Source organism: Flavobacterium sp. FlaQc-49, assembly GCF_044005985.1.
Lineage (GTDB): Bacteria > Bacteroidota > Bacteroidia > Flavobacteriales > Flavobacteriaceae > Flavobacterium > Flavobacterium cupriresistens.
This window is the reverse complement of the sequence record NZ_JBIPCS010000010.1, coordinates 57840-74693: the sequence shown is the minus strand read 5'-3', so window position 1 is coordinate 74693 and position 16854 is coordinate 57840. Positions and strand designations below refer to the sequence as shown.

The window sequence follows — 16854 nt, the reverse complement described above, 5'->3', positions numbered from 1 at the left end:
TAAAATTCAATTAAAGTTAAACAATTTATTGACAGGTTTTTCGCAACACGTTAAAAATAAGCACGTAGCTGCACGTTGCCCGTATGAATAGTGGAACCCGTCTCACTTTTTCTCCCCTGATAATTTAAATTGACATCTAAAAACTGCGTTAGATTCTTCTGTAAAAGGAGTTTCCAGACTAAATTTTGCCCGGCCTGCAGTCCCTCTAACATCTGGAATCCTACTGAAGAGAATTCGTTTCCGGTAAATTTATTTTCATAAAAAGAAAACTCTCCGTTTACCGTTACTTTTTTGTCTCCCGCATAAGAAAAAGAGGTTCCCAGTCGGTTTTGTGCTAAAGTCTCGAAGTTTCCAATCTGATTTTTTTTATTTTGTAATTCGTAAAAGAAATCCAAACTAGTGTTTTTAGAAAACAAATAGCTGATTTTCGGGGCAATCTGATAGCCTTCCAAATTATAATTCTTTTCGGTAAAATCTTCAGAAACTAAGGTGGTTTTAATTGTTTTGGTAAAGAAATTAAACAACCAGCTTTTTTGATACAGATGCGTGTATTGCAGTTGATGCGATTTGTTTCGGACATCCTGCGAGCCAATCGAAAGCAGGTTTTTTCCTTTATTAATGAGGTACGAATAGGTTACCGAATGTTTTTGCTTGCCACGGTTGTAAAAAAGACTGTTTCTAAAACTTGAATTGAGGCCCAGTAAATTTTCATCCGAAGAATTAAACGGATTGAGTTCAAAACGACCGCCGTTATTTTTTACTTTTCGATCCATAATAAACGAAGTCTGGTTGTAAAAATAGGAGGCCAATTTTTTGAAACCGGTTTCGTTTTGCCATTGCAACGGATTCAAAGTCACCGATTGCGAGAATTTATTCTGGTTGGTTTTGATGTAAACTTGGTTGGGTAAAAAGAGACGTATAAACTTTGCCTGATCCGGAAAAAGAGCAACTTCAAACTCTTCTAATTCCTGTATGCCGTTACCATTATAATCATTCCAGGTATAAACTCCTTGTCCCGTTGGAACTTCAATATAAGTAAATTCCTGTTGTGCAATAGTTCCCGAACTGGTCTCGTAAACCGTTCCGATTTGCAAGAGCTGATTAAAAAAACGATCGTTATAAAGTACTCTGGAATTTAACGAAGGTTCATTCTTTCGGGAAGGATCCGTAAAGGCCAGTGTTCGGTAACTGGCATAAACCGCCAGATCTGTTTTTTTGTTTTGAATTAATTTTGATTTCAAAACATACATTTTCGAATCGTTTACGTGTTGTAACAAACCATTTTGCAAACTGTCATTGCGACGTTGCAAATAACCCAGTTCTACAAAAACTTTGGTACTGTCGCCACGGCCAACAAAAACACCGTACTCTGAAAACCGCTGACTCAAGGCCGAAAACTGATTGGTAATTTTGTCTTTTTGTTGGTTGTCTTCTATTTGAATGCTTCCACCAACCCAGTTTTTACCAAAATGATACTTGGTTTTAGTTAGATTTCGAATAAATTTAGAAGTCGAAGTAGTAGCATCAGAATTCAGGAAACTACCCTGATTTTCAATTGTCCATTTATTTAATTTAGAGAAAACATTTACCGTATGTCGTGATCCGGAATAGCTTGCTGTGAAATCTAATTTCTCAAACTGATAGGTAATAAAAGCAGTATTGGCAGTTTTTTTCTTGGCGAATAAATCAAAATTTAATCCTGTTACCAATAAACTCTGATTGCCATAAAGGTTTGTGTTTAAATTCCAATCCCGATTAAATTCAATCGTATACAAACGTTCTACAGATCTGAAATCGTCTTGCACAAATTGATAATTGGCAAAAGCATCCAAGGTCCATTCTCTGGAAAAAAGACGTTTTTTAATAGTGGTCTTTAGGGCAATTCCTGTGTTATCGGAGTCATCAATTTGAGAGAATAAATTTTTATCGTTATTGCTCATGGCGATTTCAAAATCAACCAGTGTCTTTTCATTTGGATTGTATTTCCCTAAGAAAGTGGCCACCTGAATTTTCATAGGAGCTACCAGTTTTACGATTGGGTCGTAATTTCCTTGTAAAATTCCGTTTATCGGATCTACGTATTTGTAGATGCGTTCTACCGAATTGTTGTTTTGTATGATGTAATTTCCCAGATTATTTCCAACCAGACTAAATTTTACATTGTATAAAACATCAGTAGGAATGTTGGAATACTCGTAAATTTCAATACCGTTAAGAGTTGTTTTTTTGTATAAAATTTTATTGTCCGCATATTTGTCTTCATAAGCCGATGGCGCGGTCATTAAATTCGGATCATCTCCGGCCTGGCTTAAAATCTGAACCTGTTCTGTAGAAAGGTTTTGTTGTAAAGGCTGATTTTTTAAGTCATTCTCGGAATACAAATAACCACCAAAACTCCAGCTTTTGTTTTCATGCGTTGCACCGGCATAGGTTACCAGTCGGTTGTAATTACGATCTGAATATTGGTATTCTATAGTGATTCGCATTTCTGAAGTAATAGGGAAGAGTGAAGTGAAAACAATTTCGCCGGCATTATAATCAATCACATAGTCATTGTTTTCACCACGTTTGAGCAGTATACCATTGACATAAACACGCTCAGAACCTGAAATAACTAGAACATAAAGCTCGCCATTCTGACCTTTTAATTTATAAGGACCCTGATTGCCTTCCTGACCGGTAAAAGTGCTTTTGGCGTATTGTCCTTTTACAAAAGCAACCGAGGCAAAAATATTGGTTTTGCTTTTTTCGGTATCAAAATTAAAACTTGTTGAGAGTCCTTGTACTTTTTTGTTAAAATTCAAAAATTGCGTTTTTCTGTTTTCTAAAAAGACATCACCCGCACGAATGTTCCAGTCATCGCTGAAAAGTTCCATGAAAATATTATCAAACTGATCCAGTTTTTGAGAATAACCACCATCCTGTAACGGAATATTACTGTCCTGAAGTGAAGCTCTTAAACTGACTTTGTCGGATATTTTTCCGGTAATCTGAAGATCTAAATTTGAATTTAAAACGGCATTCTGGTTATTGCCAATGGTCACACCGCGAGTAATGCTCCCGGAAGTATTTAAACCATCAAACGGAGTGGCTTTTTTTGAATTGGTATTCTCCAGTTTGTAGAGTTTTTCGGAACCAATATCATTGCTAACCACCTGACTTTCGTTATAAAGCCCATATTCTTTGGTTAAAAAATCAGGGTATTTTAAATAGTTTACAATTAAAGTATCGGATGCTGAGGTGAATTTTTCGTTGAGAAGTAAAGTTCCCTTTTGGAAGTCAATTTTATAGAAAGTAGAATCAATAGGTTCTTTTTTAGTATTTAAAAGCTCAAAAAAACTGGAATTGATGCTGAATTTTTCGAGGTGAATGGTATCCCGCGTTACAATTACTTTTTTGGTTTGGTATGCTGATTCTGTATTCTGGGCCTGTAGTCCGGAATACCAAAGAAACACCGCAAAAAACAGTAATTTTTTCAACATAAATACTTTAACTCTAAAAAGTCAAAAGTAGTATTTATAATTGGGAAATCAGGGCGCTTTTATGCCACTGTGATTTAGTGGAATTGGCTGGGTTGTTTTGATTTTGTGACTTAATCTTTTTCAAAGGAGCGCCTTTAAGTATTTTTTTAAAGAGGATTCGCTTTTCTATTTTACTCACTATGGAAAGGGCACAATAATGTATCTATTGCAGATAGTTATTTCTGACTGTTTTTTTGTACGGTCAGTTTTTATTCATTAACAGAAATAAAGTAGATGTGTTGATCTGTAAAATAATTGTATGGTAAAGAATAATCTTAGTTTAGGTTTGAACGTAAATAAAGGAACAACTTGGTAAGATTTTATTTTTTTATAGACAATGAACTTATTTGTAGGTTATAAATTAAAGATTCTCAGAAAGAATATAGGATGGACACAAGAGCGGATGTCTGATCAATTATTTATTTCGCAGTCGGCATATGCTCGCATGGAAAATGGTCAAAGTCAATCGTGGGCAGGTCATATTGATAACATATGTAAAATCTTTGAGATAAAACCAAAACCAGAAGCGTTATTTAGAAGGGAAGAAGAAATAAAGAGCGTGGAAACCGGACACGATGAAATGACCCAAAATGCTTTACTCAGTGTTTATCAAAAAATAATAAAGAAATATGAAACGCAAATCTTAGAATTGGAGCAAACAATTAGAGATTTAAAGGAGGATAACAGTAATAAAAAAGGTTCGACTTGTAGTGAAACCGCATAAGCCGAATCAGAGCGCTTAGAGACAAGAAATAAGAACAAATAGAAAAAAAGAGATCGAATCACAAACATTGATAAAAACAATTGGTATAATAAATAACTACTATGAGAAGAAAATTAATTTTATTCGTCATACTGTTTACTGCAATTGCCAGTCATGCACAACAAGATGCACAGTATACGCAATACATGTATAACACCATAAACATCAATCCGGCTTATGCTGGATCCCGAGGAGTATTAAGTGTTTTTGGTTTATATCGTACACAATGGGTGGGACTTGACGGCGCACCTGAGACGGGTACTCTTTCGGTTAACACACCTATAAACAATAGTCATGTGGGAGTTGGAGTTTCATTGGTTAGCGACAAAATCGGACCGACCAATGAAAACACGCTTTCTGCAGATCTCTCGTATAGTGTTCAGGTCTCTGCCGAATCTAAAATTTCGTTTGGGATCAAGGGATCTGCGAATTTATTCAATTTAGATATCAATAAATTGAACCTAGCCGATCAGGGAGATCCGCAATTTCAAGATTTCAGCAATAAATTCAATCCAAATATCGGAGCCGGGGTTTACTGGCATTCTGATAAAGCTTATGTTGGACTATCGGTACCAAACTTTATTGAAACCAATCGTTATGATGACAATGATATTGTGATCTACAAAGATAAAATCAATTATTATTTCATGACCGGTTACGTTTTTAATTTAGATGATTATCAATACATCAAATTTAAACCGGCTGCACTGGTTAAAATGATACAAGGTGTTCCTTTACAAGTAGATGTTTCTGCCAACTTTATGTTCAACGATAAATTTGTTGCCGGTTTAGCGTACAGATGGAACGCTTCACTGAGTGCGATGGCCGGATTTCAAGTCACAGATGGTTTGTATATTGGATATGGTTACGATCGTGAAACTACGAGGTTAAACAACTACAATTCAGGATCGCATGAAATATTCTTACGATACGAATTCTTCTCCAATAAAGGTAAAATGATAACTCCTCGTTTCTTCTAAAAATGATAATCATGAAAAATTATATCCTACTTTGTCTGACAGTTATTATTGTTTTTTCATTTGACAGTTATTCTCAGCAGTCGGAAGTAAATTCCGGCGATAAAAAATACGATCATTATGCCTACGATGCCATAAAGACTCATGAACGTGTGGCCAAAAAAGGATACAAGTCTGAAGAGATGTTTAAAAAACTAGGTAACTCCTATTATTTTAACTCTGAATTTGAAGGTGCGGCAAAATGGTACGGCGAATTATTTGCCATGAATACCAATGTAGAATCGGAGTATTATTACAGATATGCTCAATCTTTAAAGTCAACCGGGCAGCTGGATAAAGCAAATAGAATTTTGGATGAATTTGATACAAAATTCAAAAATGACAGCAGAGGTAAACTTTATCTAGAAAATTTAAACTATCTCGATCGGATTAAAGAAAATTCCGGTCGTTATACCATTGAAAATGCAGGTATTAATTCAAAGTATTCCGATTATGGAACTTTTGTACACAACAATAAAGTCTATTTTGCTTCGGCTAGAGACACCGGAAATTTTTCGCAACGCAAACACAAATGGACAAATGATTATTTCACCAACATCTACATGGCCGATGTGGATTCTGTTAAAGTATCAAAGATAAAAAATACGTTAAACACAAAATTTCATGAATCTTCACCGGTCTTTACTAAAGATGGCAAAACGATTTATTTCACAAGAAACAGTTATCTAACAGGGAAAAAAGGAAGAGATGCCAATAAAACTACTTTAATAAAAATATACAAAGCGACTCTTGAAAATGGTAAATGGGCCAATGTAACACCATTATCTTTTGATAGTGACAATTACAGTACTGCTCATCCTGCTCTGAGTCCGGACGAGAAAACATTATACTTTGCTTCTGATATGCCCGGAACATTGGGACAGTCTGATATTTTCAAAGTAGCTATAAACAGTAACGGTGATTTCGGAACGCCCGAAAACTTAGGTAACAGTATCAATACCGAGGGTAAAGAAACCTTCCCGTATGTAACAGCCGAGAATGAAATCTATTTTGCCTCTGACGGACATCCCGGACTTGGTGGTCTGGATGTTTTTGTCGGTGAAATTACAAAGGACGGAACGGTCCGTAATATTCAAAACCTCGGAAATGATGTTAATTCTCCAAAAGATGACTTTGCCTACATCATTGATCCTGTTTCGAGAAAAGGGTATTTTAGCTCCAATAAGGAGGGCGGACAAGGCTCTGATGATATATATAAATTTTTGGAGACCAAAAGGCTAAAATGTATCCAAGAACTAAGCGGACTCATTACTGATGCTGAAACAGGAGCCATTTTACCCGGAGCAAAAGTAACTTTGTTTAACAATCAGATGGAGATAAAAGCTACGACAATTGCGGACGCTACCGGATCTTATAGTTTTCCTGTCGAATGTGGTATAACCTATAATGTAAGAGTCGAAAAAACCGACTATACCACCAGAGAAGTGAGCATTACAATTGAAAAAATAACCGGAAAAACAACCGGAAAAACAGCCTTATCTATTGCTCTTGAAAAGTCTATCCGTAATGTAACAGTGGGAGATGATTTAGGAAAATGTTTTGGTATAAAAATGATCTATTTTGACCTGGACAAATATAACATTCGTCCTGAAGCTGCTTTGGATTTAGAAAAAATACTGGCTACATTAAATGATTATCCAACAATGAAAATTGATATTCGTTCTCATACCGATAGTCGCGCCAATTTTAAATACAATGAGGTTTTGTCTGACAACAGAGCTAAATCTACTCTGCAATGGCTTGTAAAAAATGGAATAAATCCGGACAGATTAACAAGTAAAGGTTATGGAGAAACACAATTGGTAAACAAATGTGCTGATGGCGTTCCTTGTACAGAAGAGGAGCACCAACAAAACAGACGAAGTGAGTTTATTATCACAGCCCTTTAAAAAGAGCTTAATTTTGAGCCTTTTTAAAAAGAACAAAAAAGAAGCCGTCTTAACACTAATTAGTATTGAGACGGCTTCTCTTTCGCAAATTATTTTTTAACCTAAAAAAACTAATTAGATTCTTTAGTAACGATTTGCATCGTTTCACGGCTTACCTGCTTCAGTAAGACTTCTTTGTTTTCTTCAACTGTTTGCGCAGCTTGTTCCGTAAAGTGACGGATTGTATATAAAGTCACATTTTCGCTAAAATCTACTTTGAATTTTTTCGACAGTATCGTATTCAATTCATTAAAATTCCCAAATTTATCTTCCACGCAAACCGAGAAACTAATCGCTGAATTTTGAATTAAGTTCACTTTGATTTTAAACTCATGAAACAAAGCAAAAATTTCACTGATATTTTCCTCCATAATAAAAGAGAAATCGATCGAAGAAAGCGAAATTAAAAGTTGATCTCTTTTTACGATAAAACAAGGATATTGTGGCTCTAAATCTACGCCCTTAGAAACACAGGTTCCTTTTAATAAGGGGTTAATAAACGATTTTACGTATAACGGAATTTCTTTTTTCTGTAAAGGTTGCAGCGTTTTCGGGTGAATAACCGTTGCTCCGTAAAAAGCCAATTCGATAGCTTCACGATACGAAATCTGGTTTAACAAACTCGCATTTTCAAAATAACGCGGATCGGCATTCATAACTCCCGGAACATCTTTCCAGATTGTTACACTTTCAGCATTTAAGCAATAAGCAAAAATTCCGGCAGTATAATCAGAACCTTCACGCCCTAAAGTGGTAGTGAAGTTATTTTCATCAGCACCCAAAAATCCCTGAGTGATGTTTAATGTTTTTCTCGGAACATTTTTGCTGATGTTTTGTTGTGTAACTTCCCAATCTACTTCTGCATCTCTGTAGTTTGCATTGGTTTTGATGAAATTACGAACATCAAGCCATTGTGTTTTGATGCCCATGAAATTCATGAAATGACTCAGAATCGTCGTTGAAATCAGTTCACCAAAACTTACAATCTGATCGTAAACAAAATTATAGTTAGGTGATTTGTTATGTGTTAAGAAAAATTCTAACTCAGAAAAATGCTCTTTTACAGCTGTAAAAACGGCATTTTTTTCATCTTCAAATAAATCTAATAAAATCTGATTGTGGTATTTCTTTATTTCCTGAACAGATGAATTTAACTCCTGAGATTTATCAAAATAATTCTTGATCACTACCTCGAGCGCATTTGTGGTTTTTCCCATAGCCGAAACTATTAAAATCACATCTTCATAGCCTACTTTTTGTAAAACGTCGTATACGTTTTTTATTCCTTCCGCATCTTTTACCGATGCTCCACCAAATTTAAATACTCTCATTATATTAATTTTGTATTGTGGAGATGCACTGCCGTGCGCCTCTACGGTATTTAATAATTTTTATTTTTATAATTTTTCTAAAAACGAATTAATTCCGGCTTCGTCCATTTGAACAACCTGCCATCCGTCAAGGATTTTTGCTCCTGAATTTTCGTAGAATTTAACCGCCGGTGTATTCCAATCCAGCACATTCCATTCCACTCTTCTTACCTGATCTCTTTTTCCCTGTCTCATAATTTCAGAATAAAGGGCAAATCCCAAACCGGATCCGCGCATTTTGTCCTTTACAATCAGATCTTCCAGATGGATAGTTTTACCTTTCCACGTAGAGTAACGATAATAATACAATGCAATTCCAACAATCTCGTTTTCGACCTCTGCGACAAAAACATGGAACAAAGGATTTGTGCCAAAACCATCACGTATTAAATCATCTTCCGTTATGGTGACCGCTTCAGGTTCTTTTTCGAATACAGCCAACTCCTGTATTAGTCCTAAAACCGATTTCATGTCTTCAGGATTCCCTTTTCTAATATTCATATATTCTTATTATTAAGCGATTATTAGCTAAAATATTATGTTTTTATCGGTTGCTTTTTGCTTTTGTTTAGCAAATATACAATAGTAGCAAACTAACAAAATAATTTTTAAATCATTCTCACAAAAAAAACGATATTTGTGACTTAAAAATAAAACTACAACGATTTAGTAATGGAAGAACGCAATAAAACACTGGGAGAGTTTATTATTGAGAATCAAAAAGCATTTCAATACTCGTCAGGGGAGTTATCCCGGATTATCAACTCTATACGTTTGGCGGCGAAAGTCGTGAACTATAAAGTAAACAAAGCAGGATTAGTGGACATCGTTGGCGCTGCCGGCGAGCAAAATGTTCAGGGAGAAGATCAGCAGAAATTAGATGTTTATGCAAACGAAGTATTTATCCAGACGTTAATTAACCGTGAGATTGTCTGTGGTATTGCTTCTGAAGAAAACGATGATTTTATTACTGTTCAGGGTAGTGATAACGCCCATAATAATAAGTATGTGGTTTTAATGGATCCTTTAGATGGATCTTCAAATATCGATGTGAATGTTTCTGTAGGAACTATCTTTTCGGTTTTCAGAAGAGTTACACCAATTGGAACTCCGGTTACGAGCGAGGACTTTTTACAGCCGGGAGTTAATCAGGTTGCGGCAGGTTATGTCATTTACGGAACATCGACAATGTTGGTGTATACGACAGGTCATGGTGTAAATGGTTTTACTTTAAATCCGGCTATCGGAACGTTTTATCTTTCACATCCTAATATGAAATTTCCGGTTGACGGGCATATTTATTCGGTAAACGAAGGGAATTATGTGCATTTTCCACAAGGAGTAAAAAACTACATAAAATATTGTCAGAGAGAAGAAGAAGACAGACCATATACTTCAAGATATATTGGAAGTCTAGTTTCTGATTTTCATAGAAATATGATTAAAGGCGGAATTTATTTGTATCCAACAAGCTCAAAAGCACCAAAAGGGAAATTGCGTTTGCTGTATGAATGTAATCCAATGGCCTTTATTGCAGAGCAAGCAGGCGGAAAAGCAACAGATGGTTTTGGAAGAATCATGGAAATCCAACCAACTGAATTGCATCAAAGAGTACCGTTCTTCTGCGGAAGTTATAATATGGTTGAGAAAGCTGAAGCATTTATGGCCGAAGCTCAATAATAAAAAAAACAAACCCGACAGGTTTTTGAAACCTGTCGGGTTATGTTTTTTTGTTTCAGTATCCAGTCTCAGTAACTGATTACTGCGACTGTATACTGCAAACTTTCTATTTGTTCATATTCTCCATTTCGAATGAAAAAGTATCTAAATCTACTTTTTTATCTACCAGGCTTAGTGCTTTAGAAACAATATAATCTACATTACCCGGAGTAAAACCTAAAGCTAACCCCATACGTCTTAACATAATTTCTTGTTGATCTCCCAAATGGTGGTCGATATGTACCATACGTGCTAAGTCATACAAACGCTCTATACGTTGTATGTGTAAGTAAGGAGGGTTTATTGGATGTTTCCAAGGCTCACTAAGGATTTCCTTGTATTCTTCTTCTGAGATTTCTAATCTTGAAGCTAGTTTGTCCAAAAAGGCTTGCTCTTCGTCATTAATTTTTCCGTCAGCAAAAGCTACACGAACAATTGCAGAGAAATGGCCTCTGTTTCTTTGTTTGAATTCGTTATCAAATAATTCTGAAAATGGCATAATTAATCGGTTTTTTATAAAACAAAGATAAATCTTATTTTAATTTAACAATTTTAAATTTCTCATAAAATTAAGCATAATTTTTCTAAGTTGTTTTACTACGGCCGCTCTTTTAGTTTTCAAAATTAATCGTAAGTTTACAGACCCTTAATCAATAATAGTAGAATTTTTATGTCACAGTTTTGGATTTATTTTCAAATAGGATTAAAGCATGTTTTAGATATACACGCCTATGATCACGTTCTTTTTTTAATCGCATTAACAGTTCCTTATGCCTTCAAGGATTGGAAACGTATTTTGCTTTTAGTTTCTGTTTTTACAATTGGTCATACAGTGGCTTTAGTGCTTTCTGTTTTTGGCATTATTACGGTAAAAGTAGATCTTGTTGAATTTTTGATTCCGATTACGATTTTAATAACCGCTTTGTATCATTTGTTCACGGCAGGAAAGACATCTAAGAATGATGGTGTGAATTTATTGTTTTTTGTGACCTTGTTTTTTGGAATTATACACGGACTTGGATTTTCGAATTATTTCAAGACGATATTAGGTGGTTCGGCAACTTCAAAATTACTACCTTTGGGAGAGTTTGCTTTAGGAATTGAAGTAGCACAGTTAGTTGTCGTTTTTGTGGTTTTGATACTATCTTATATAGTGCAGACTGTTTTTCGTTTTTCAAAACGCGATTGGGCACTGGTAATGTCGGCTTTTATTGTGGGAGTTGTCATTCCCATGATTATTGAAAGCCCTATTTGGAACAGATAAAATAAATGGAATTAAAAAAAATAAATAAATACGATAAAGCGTATTTGCGAATTGCCAAAGAATGGAGTTTGCTCTCTTATTGTAAGCGCAAGCAGGTAGGAGCTATTATCGTAAAAGACCGGATGATTATTTCTGATGGTTACAACGGAACACCATCGGGATTTGAGAATTGCTGCGAAGATGAAGAAGGTTTGACGCGCTGGGATGTTTTGCACGCTGAGGCCAATGCCATTCTGAAAGTAGCCAGATCAACGCAATCTTGCGAAGGAGCAACTTTGTATATCACGTTGTCTCCTTGTAAAGAATGCAGTAAATTAATCCATCAGTCGGGGATCAAAAGAGTGGTTTATCAGAATGGTTACCGCGACGATTCCGGAATTCAGTTTTTAATAAAAGCAGGTGTAGAAGTATTACATATTCCCGTTTTAGAAGAATAGATGAAATTTAATTCAAAATACTTACCCATTGTTGTAGGAGCTGTTTTTGCTCTTGGCATAGTTCTAGGAAGCCTGATGAATGCTCCCGTAGAGGATCAGCTGTTGGCTAGAAATTACTCCAAAACAAAACTCAACAAACTTATTGATTTTATCAATAATGAGTATGTTGACAGTGTGAATACCGACTCGATCGTAAACTTGACGGTCGATAATATCCTTTCAAAATTAGACCCGCATTCCGTTTACATTCCACCAACAGAACAAGCAGAAGTGGCTGAAAGCATGAAAGGTGATTTTGTGGGTATCGGAATTAACTTTTATATGTACAAAGATTCCGTTGCGATCATTAGACCTGTTGAGAACGGACCTTCAGCAAAAGCCGGATTAAAATCGGGCGACCGGATTTTATTTGCCGGTAAAACGAAATTATTTGGCAGAAGACTACCTTCTGATAGTTTGTTTTCAAAACTAAAAGGAATAAAAGGTTCTGAAATTGAATTGACCGTTTTTAGAAAATCGGAGCAAAAGAAACTTAAGTTTAAAATTAAAAGAGATATCATTCCAATAAAAAGTGTCGATGCCTCTATATTGCTTGATAAAAGTACGGGTTATATAAAAATTAACCGTTTTGCGGAAACAACCTATAAAGAATTCAAAACAGGTTTAACCCGTTTACAGCAAAAAGGAATCCAATCCCTGATAATTGATCTTCGTGATAATGGAGGCGGTTATATGGAAGAAGCCGTGGCTATTGGTGATGAGTTTTTAAAAGACAAACAACTGATTGTTTTTACCAAAAGCAAAAATGGATCTACCGAAAAAACATTCGCCAATAAAGGAGGAAGTTTTGAAAATGGTAAAGTATACGTTCTGATTAATGAAAACAGTGCGTCAGCAAGTGAAATTCTGGCCGGAGCACTTCAGGACAATGATCGTGGAACTATCGTAGGTCGTCGTTCTTTCGGAAAAGGATTGGTGCAACGCGAAATGGATTTCAACGACGGATCAGCCGTAAGGTTGACGGTTGCGAGATACTATACACCAACCGGAAGATCGATTCAGAAGCCTTATAAAAAAGGAAATGAAGAGTATTACAAAGAGTCCGAAGATCGTATTAAATCAGGTGAACTTTATGCGAAAGACAGCATAAAAATAGCCGATACCTTAAAATTTAAAACGCCAAAAGGAAAAATCGTCTATGGCGGCGGCGGAATCGTTCCGGATGTTTTTGTACCGATGGAAGCAGAGCATGGAAATGAAAACGTAGCTTATCTGCTTCAAACCGGAATCGTAGGGCATTTTGTTTTTGAGGAACTCGATAAAAACAGAAACACTTTTGCAGGACTTCATTTTAATGAGTTTTTGGTAAAAATGAAAGACTCAGATGTGTATTTTAAAAAGTTTAAAAATTACATTCTGGCCACAGGTTTGGATCTGAAATTAGATAAAACCAAGGCATTGGTAAATCGTTATATCACGGCGGAATTTGCCCGTCAATTGTACGGCGAATTGTATTATTATAATGTGATTCTAAAAGACGATGCCATGGTCAAAGCAGTTTTGAACTCAAAAAAGTAACTTAAACTCTTTTTTTATGGAAGATAGCAATGTTGTAAATGCAGAGATTGAACTTTTATTGGCGGTTAAAAATGCAGATGTGTCTGCCTTAGAAAGAATGTTGCATGATGACTTGCTTTTTAATTTACCTGGCGGACAAACGATCACTAAAGAGTTTGACTTGAATTCGTATCGTTCCGGTTTAATGAAAATTGAGGTTATTGAAGCATCAGATCAACTGATTAATGTTATTGAAGATACAGCTGTTGTCAGTGTTTCCGTTTTGCTTAAAGGAGCCTACGATAATCAGCCTTTCGATGGTGTTTTTCGATACATTCGTGTTTGGAAACAATTCGAAGAAGGTTTAAAAGTAATTGCCGGTAGCTGTACAGAACTAAAGTAAGTTCTGAATAGAAATTTTTGTAGTGCTTTATCCTTAGGGAAATAAATCTTAAAAACTTGTGATTAGCTTTCTCTCGCAGATTTTGCAGATTTAGCGGATTATTTTTTTAAGAGAAGAAAGCAAAAAAGGCAGCGTTTCGATTATTCTGAAACAAGTAAATCTGCTAAATCTGTAGAATCAGCGTGCATAAAAAACCTTTGCGAACCTTGCGTAAATCACCGCGACCCTTGCGGTTAAGCATAAGAAAGTTGTATCTCTATCGAATACTATCATGTGCATGAGTCTGCACACCATTATTCCATAAAGTAAGAATATCTGTAGCAACGGCGGCGCCACTTCCGGCTGCTATTGCCAATTGACTTCTCCAGCCTGCTAAAGTTCCGATCACATAAATACCATCTGTTACTTTATGATCGTCATTTTTAAGCTGAATGCGTTGTTTTTCGGGAAGTGCTTTTTTGTGAGGTTCAATGTACTGTAGTAAACCTTCAATGTCAAAAGTATTGGCAGAACCAATTCCAATAACAATGCTTTTGGTTTGGTACGTGCTTTTATTTGTTGTAACCGTAAATTCAGGATAAGCTCCTTCAACTTTGATTACTTTTTCGTTTGGAATCTGTGTAATGTGTGGGTAGCTTTGAGCTAAATCCTGTGTACTTTCAAAAAGTAATTCTGAGCCTAGTTTACCGGGAGATATACCGTAAGCATTATAGAAGATAGCCTCCTGTAAAGAAGAATTTTTTTGATGTGTGAAAATCCCTATTTTTTTATCGGTAACAAAAGCTTTGTTTTTAGCTGATCCTAAAACGAGAGCGCAAGAAATACCTGAAACGCCTCCGCCGATAATTAAAGTGTCAAACATATTATTATCTGCCATTTGTTTTTTCTTCGATTTTTTTGGAAATTCTAAAAATCAAAAGAATCAAAACGGCGCAAAATGAAGCTGCGATTCCAATAAAAGCTACCGCACTGTCTCCTTGAAAAGGATTCTTAAAGTCCAATAACGTAATATTAAAAACAATTAAAGCTAATGCTAAAAGCACTAAGATTGAAGTGAAAATTTTCATATGGCTGTTTGTTTGTCTAAAATAACAAAATGAAATTTTACTGCAATACATGCTGTAAAACCACTTGTTTTAAATTTTATGGGGTAAATTTATAAAAATATCTGTTAGACGAACAAACCTTTAACATTAGCAGCGAATAATTTAACAGCAATAGCTAAAAGGATCACTCCAAATGTCTTGCGAACCACTCCAAGTCCATTTTCTCCTAATAAAGTTTCGATTTTTTTAGATGATTTCAAAACAATATATACTAAGATGATATTCAGTACAATGGCTATAATAATGTTGATGGTGTGAAATTGTGAGCGTAAAGAAAGTAAAGTCGTCATCGTTCCGGCTCCTGCAATCAGTGGAAAAGCCAAAGGAACAATAGAAGCTGATCCCGGTTCTTCGTCACGATAAATACGGATTCCTAAAATCATCTCTAAGGCAAGAAAGAATAAGACAAACGAACCTGCAACGGCAAAAGAATGCACATCAATACCTATAATGTTAAGGAAGCCTTCTCCGACGAAAAGAAAAACAATCATGATGATTCCGGCAACAAGAGAAGCTTTTTCAGATTCGATGTGGCCAACCTTTGCTCTTAAATTTACAATGATCGGAATAGATCCCACGATATCAATTACTGCAAAAAGTACCATTCCAACAGTGATAATTTCCTTAAAATCAATTTCTAACATACCTTATTTGTTTAGAGGTTAAATGTGGTGCAAATGTAAATAATAAAGTTAGGGCTTTTATTGTTTAAAATCTAATCCTGCATTTTTGTTATAAAAACATGTTTTTTAGATTAAAAAAGTGATATTTATAACATTTCACGATTTGTTTTGTTGATTTGTAGGTGAAATGCAGGGATTATTTTTGCTTTGGATTTATCGCACAGACATCAAGATAGTTTGACTATCTTTGCACTTTATAAATTCAGTATTTTTAGTATCATGTTTCAATTAGGAAAAACCATTATTTCAGAAGATATTCTTGAAAAAGAATTTGTGTGCAACTTGTCAGCTTGCAAAGGGGCGTGTTGTGTCGATGGAGATGCGGGGGCACCTTTAAGTGAAGCGGAGACAAAAATCTTAGAAGATATTTACGATAAAGTAAAACCTTTTTTGAGAAAAGAAGGGATTGCAGCCATTGAAGCGCAGGGAACCTGGGTAAAAGGAACTGATGGTGATCTTGAAACACCGTTAATCGACAATAAAGATTGTGCGTATGTTATTTTTGACGGAAAAACCGCTCTTTGCGGAATCGAACAAGCGTATAATCAAGGAATCGTAGATTGGAAAAAACCGGTTTCTTGCCATTTATATCCAATTCGTGTAAAAGATTTTACAGAGTTTGCAGCAGTTAATTATGATAAATGGGAAATTTGCGACGATGCTTGTTCTTTGGGTAAAGAGTTAGAAGTTCCGGTTTATAAATTTGTCAAAGAAGCCTTGATTCGTCGCTTTGGAGAAGACTGGTATATGGAACTTGAAAAAGTAGCACAAGAGCTTAAAAATTCATAAAAATTCGGCAGCCTTTACTATTGCTGAGAAATGCTTCTAAATGGATCGAAAAAAGCAAAAGTAACGATTGAAAAAAGTTTAAAAAACAATCCTAATTTCCTTGTTTTTTTAAATAAAAAGTCTATGTTTTATGGGCGTGCGGGGTCTTGATATGGGTTTTAAAATACTCATTTACAATATTTTAACACTTGTATGAAAAATATCCTACTTTTTGACTGTTGTTAAAAACTACGCCCGATTGTGAATAAGTTTGGCTTTTATTTTTGGCTACAAATGA

16 protein-coding genes are annotated in these 16854 nt (G+C 35.4%); 9 read left to right on the top strand and 7 right to left on the bottom strand.

Going from position 1 to position 16854, the window contains the following annotated elements:
• Positions 1–50: 50 nt before the first annotated feature.
• Positions 51–3482, bottom strand: coding sequence for a hypothetical protein (locus ACHRV3_RS18155; protein ID WP_395435768.1), 3432 nt, complete (start codon positions 3480–3482; stop codon positions 51–53).
• Positions 3483–3858: 376 nt separating this feature from the next.
• Between ACHRV3_RS18155 and ACHRV3_RS18150 the strand changes: the two genes are divergently transcribed.
• The 3 genes from ACHRV3_RS18150 (at position 3859) to ACHRV3_RS18140 (ending at position 7210) form a co-directional block, all read left to right on the top strand.
• Positions 3859–4245 (top strand): helix-turn-helix domain-containing protein, encoded by a 387-nt coding sequence (locus tag ACHRV3_RS18150; protein WP_395435769.1) that lies wholly within the window; start codon positions 3859–3861, stop codon positions 4243–4245.
• 101 nt (positions 4246–4346) lie between these two features.
• Positions 4347–5264: a type IX secretion system membrane protein PorP/SprF gene (locus ACHRV3_RS18145; RefSeq protein WP_395435770.1), complete on the top strand. Its 918-nt coding sequence runs from the start codon at positions 4347–4349 to the stop codon at positions 5262–5264.
• An 11-nt stretch (positions 5265–5275) separates the two neighbouring features.
• Positions 5276–7210, top strand: coding sequence for an OmpA family protein (locus ACHRV3_RS18140; RefSeq protein WP_395435771.1), 1935 nt, complete (start codon positions 5276–5278; stop codon positions 7208–7210).
• A 110-nt stretch (positions 7211–7320) separates the two neighbouring features.
• Here the strand turns inward: ACHRV3_RS18140 and ACHRV3_RS18135 are convergent, their stop codons facing one another.
• Both ACHRV3_RS18135 and ACHRV3_RS18130 read right to left on the bottom strand, forming a co-directional pair.
• Positions 7321–8580: an aspartate kinase gene (locus ACHRV3_RS18135; protein ID WP_047778994.1), complete on the bottom strand. Its 1260-nt coding sequence runs from the start codon at positions 8578–8580 to the stop codon at positions 7321–7323.
• Between the two features lie 66 nt (positions 8581–8646).
• Positions 8647–9120: a GNAT family N-acetyltransferase gene (locus ACHRV3_RS18130; RefSeq protein WP_395435772.1), complete on the bottom strand. Its 474-nt coding sequence runs from the start codon at positions 9118–9120 to the stop codon at positions 8647–8649.
• A 171-nt stretch (positions 9121–9291) separates the two neighbouring features.
• Here ACHRV3_RS18130 and fbp point away from each other — a divergent pair, with 171 nt between their 5' ends.
• Positions 9292–10299: a class 1 fructose-bisphosphatase gene (fbp, locus tag ACHRV3_RS18125; RefSeq protein ID WP_047778992.1), complete on the top strand. Its 1008-nt coding sequence runs from the start codon at positions 9292–9294 to the stop codon at positions 10297–10299.
• Positions 10300–10405: 106 nt separating this feature from the next.
• On the opposite strand, the gene ACHRV3_RS18120 is transcribed toward fbp, so the two are convergent.
• Positions 10406–10837: a TerB family tellurite resistance protein gene (locus ACHRV3_RS18120; protein ID WP_047778991.1), complete on the bottom strand. Its 432-nt coding sequence runs from the start codon at positions 10835–10837 to the stop codon at positions 10406–10408.
• A gap of 171 nt (positions 10838–11008) precedes the next feature.
• Here ACHRV3_RS18120 and ACHRV3_RS18115 point away from each other — a divergent pair, with 171 nt between their 5' ends.
• The 4 genes from ACHRV3_RS18115 to ACHRV3_RS18100 are packed head-to-tail and all read left to right on the top strand — an operon-like array spanning position 11009 to position 13999.
• Positions 11009–11602 (top strand): HupE/UreJ family protein, encoded by a 594-nt coding sequence (locus ACHRV3_RS18115; protein ID WP_047778990.1) that lies wholly within the window; start codon positions 11009–11011, stop codon positions 11600–11602.
• A gap of 5 nt (positions 11603–11607) precedes the next feature.
• On the top strand, positions 11608–12039 hold the full coding sequence (locus ACHRV3_RS18110; protein ID WP_047778989.1) for a dCMP deaminase family protein: 432 nt from the start codon (positions 11608–11610) through the stop codon (positions 12037–12039).
• Positions 12040–13617, top strand: a complete 1578-nt coding sequence (locus ACHRV3_RS18105) for a S41 family peptidase (protein ID WP_230003605.1) — start codon at positions 12040–12042, stop codon at positions 13615–13617.
• 16 nt (positions 13618–13633) lie between these two features.
• Positions 13634–13999, top strand: coding sequence for a nuclear transport factor 2 family protein (locus ACHRV3_RS18100; protein ID WP_047778987.1), 366 nt, complete (start codon positions 13634–13636; stop codon positions 13997–13999).
• Positions 14000–14255: 256 nt separating this feature from the next.
• On the opposite strand, the gene ACHRV3_RS18095 is transcribed toward ACHRV3_RS18100, so the two are convergent.
• The 3 genes from ACHRV3_RS18095 to ACHRV3_RS18085 all read right to left on the bottom strand — a co-directional run bounded on the left by ACHRV3_RS18095 (position 14256) and on the right by ACHRV3_RS18085 (position 15749).
• On the bottom strand, positions 14256–14861 hold the full coding sequence (locus ACHRV3_RS18095; protein WP_230005129.1) for an FAD-dependent oxidoreductase: 606 nt from the start codon (positions 14859–14861) through the stop codon (positions 14256–14258).
• 4 nt (positions 14862–14865) lie between these two features.
• Positions 14866–15066, bottom strand: coding sequence for a hypothetical protein (locus tag ACHRV3_RS18090; RefSeq protein WP_047778985.1), 201 nt, complete (start codon positions 15064–15066; stop codon positions 14866–14868).
• Between the two features lie 104 nt (positions 15067–15170).
• A complete protein-coding gene (locus ACHRV3_RS18085; protein ID WP_047778984.1) occupies positions 15171–15749 on the bottom strand; it encodes a MarC family protein in 579 nt (192 codons plus the stop codon).
• A 258-nt stretch (positions 15750–16007) separates the two neighbouring features.
• Here ACHRV3_RS18085 and ACHRV3_RS18080 point away from each other — a divergent pair, with 258 nt between their 5' ends.
• On the top strand, positions 16008–16577 hold the full coding sequence (locus tag ACHRV3_RS18080) for a DUF3109 family protein (RefSeq protein WP_047778983.1): 570 nt from the start codon (positions 16008–16010) through the stop codon (positions 16575–16577).
• Positions 16578–16854 lie beyond the last annotated feature (277 nt).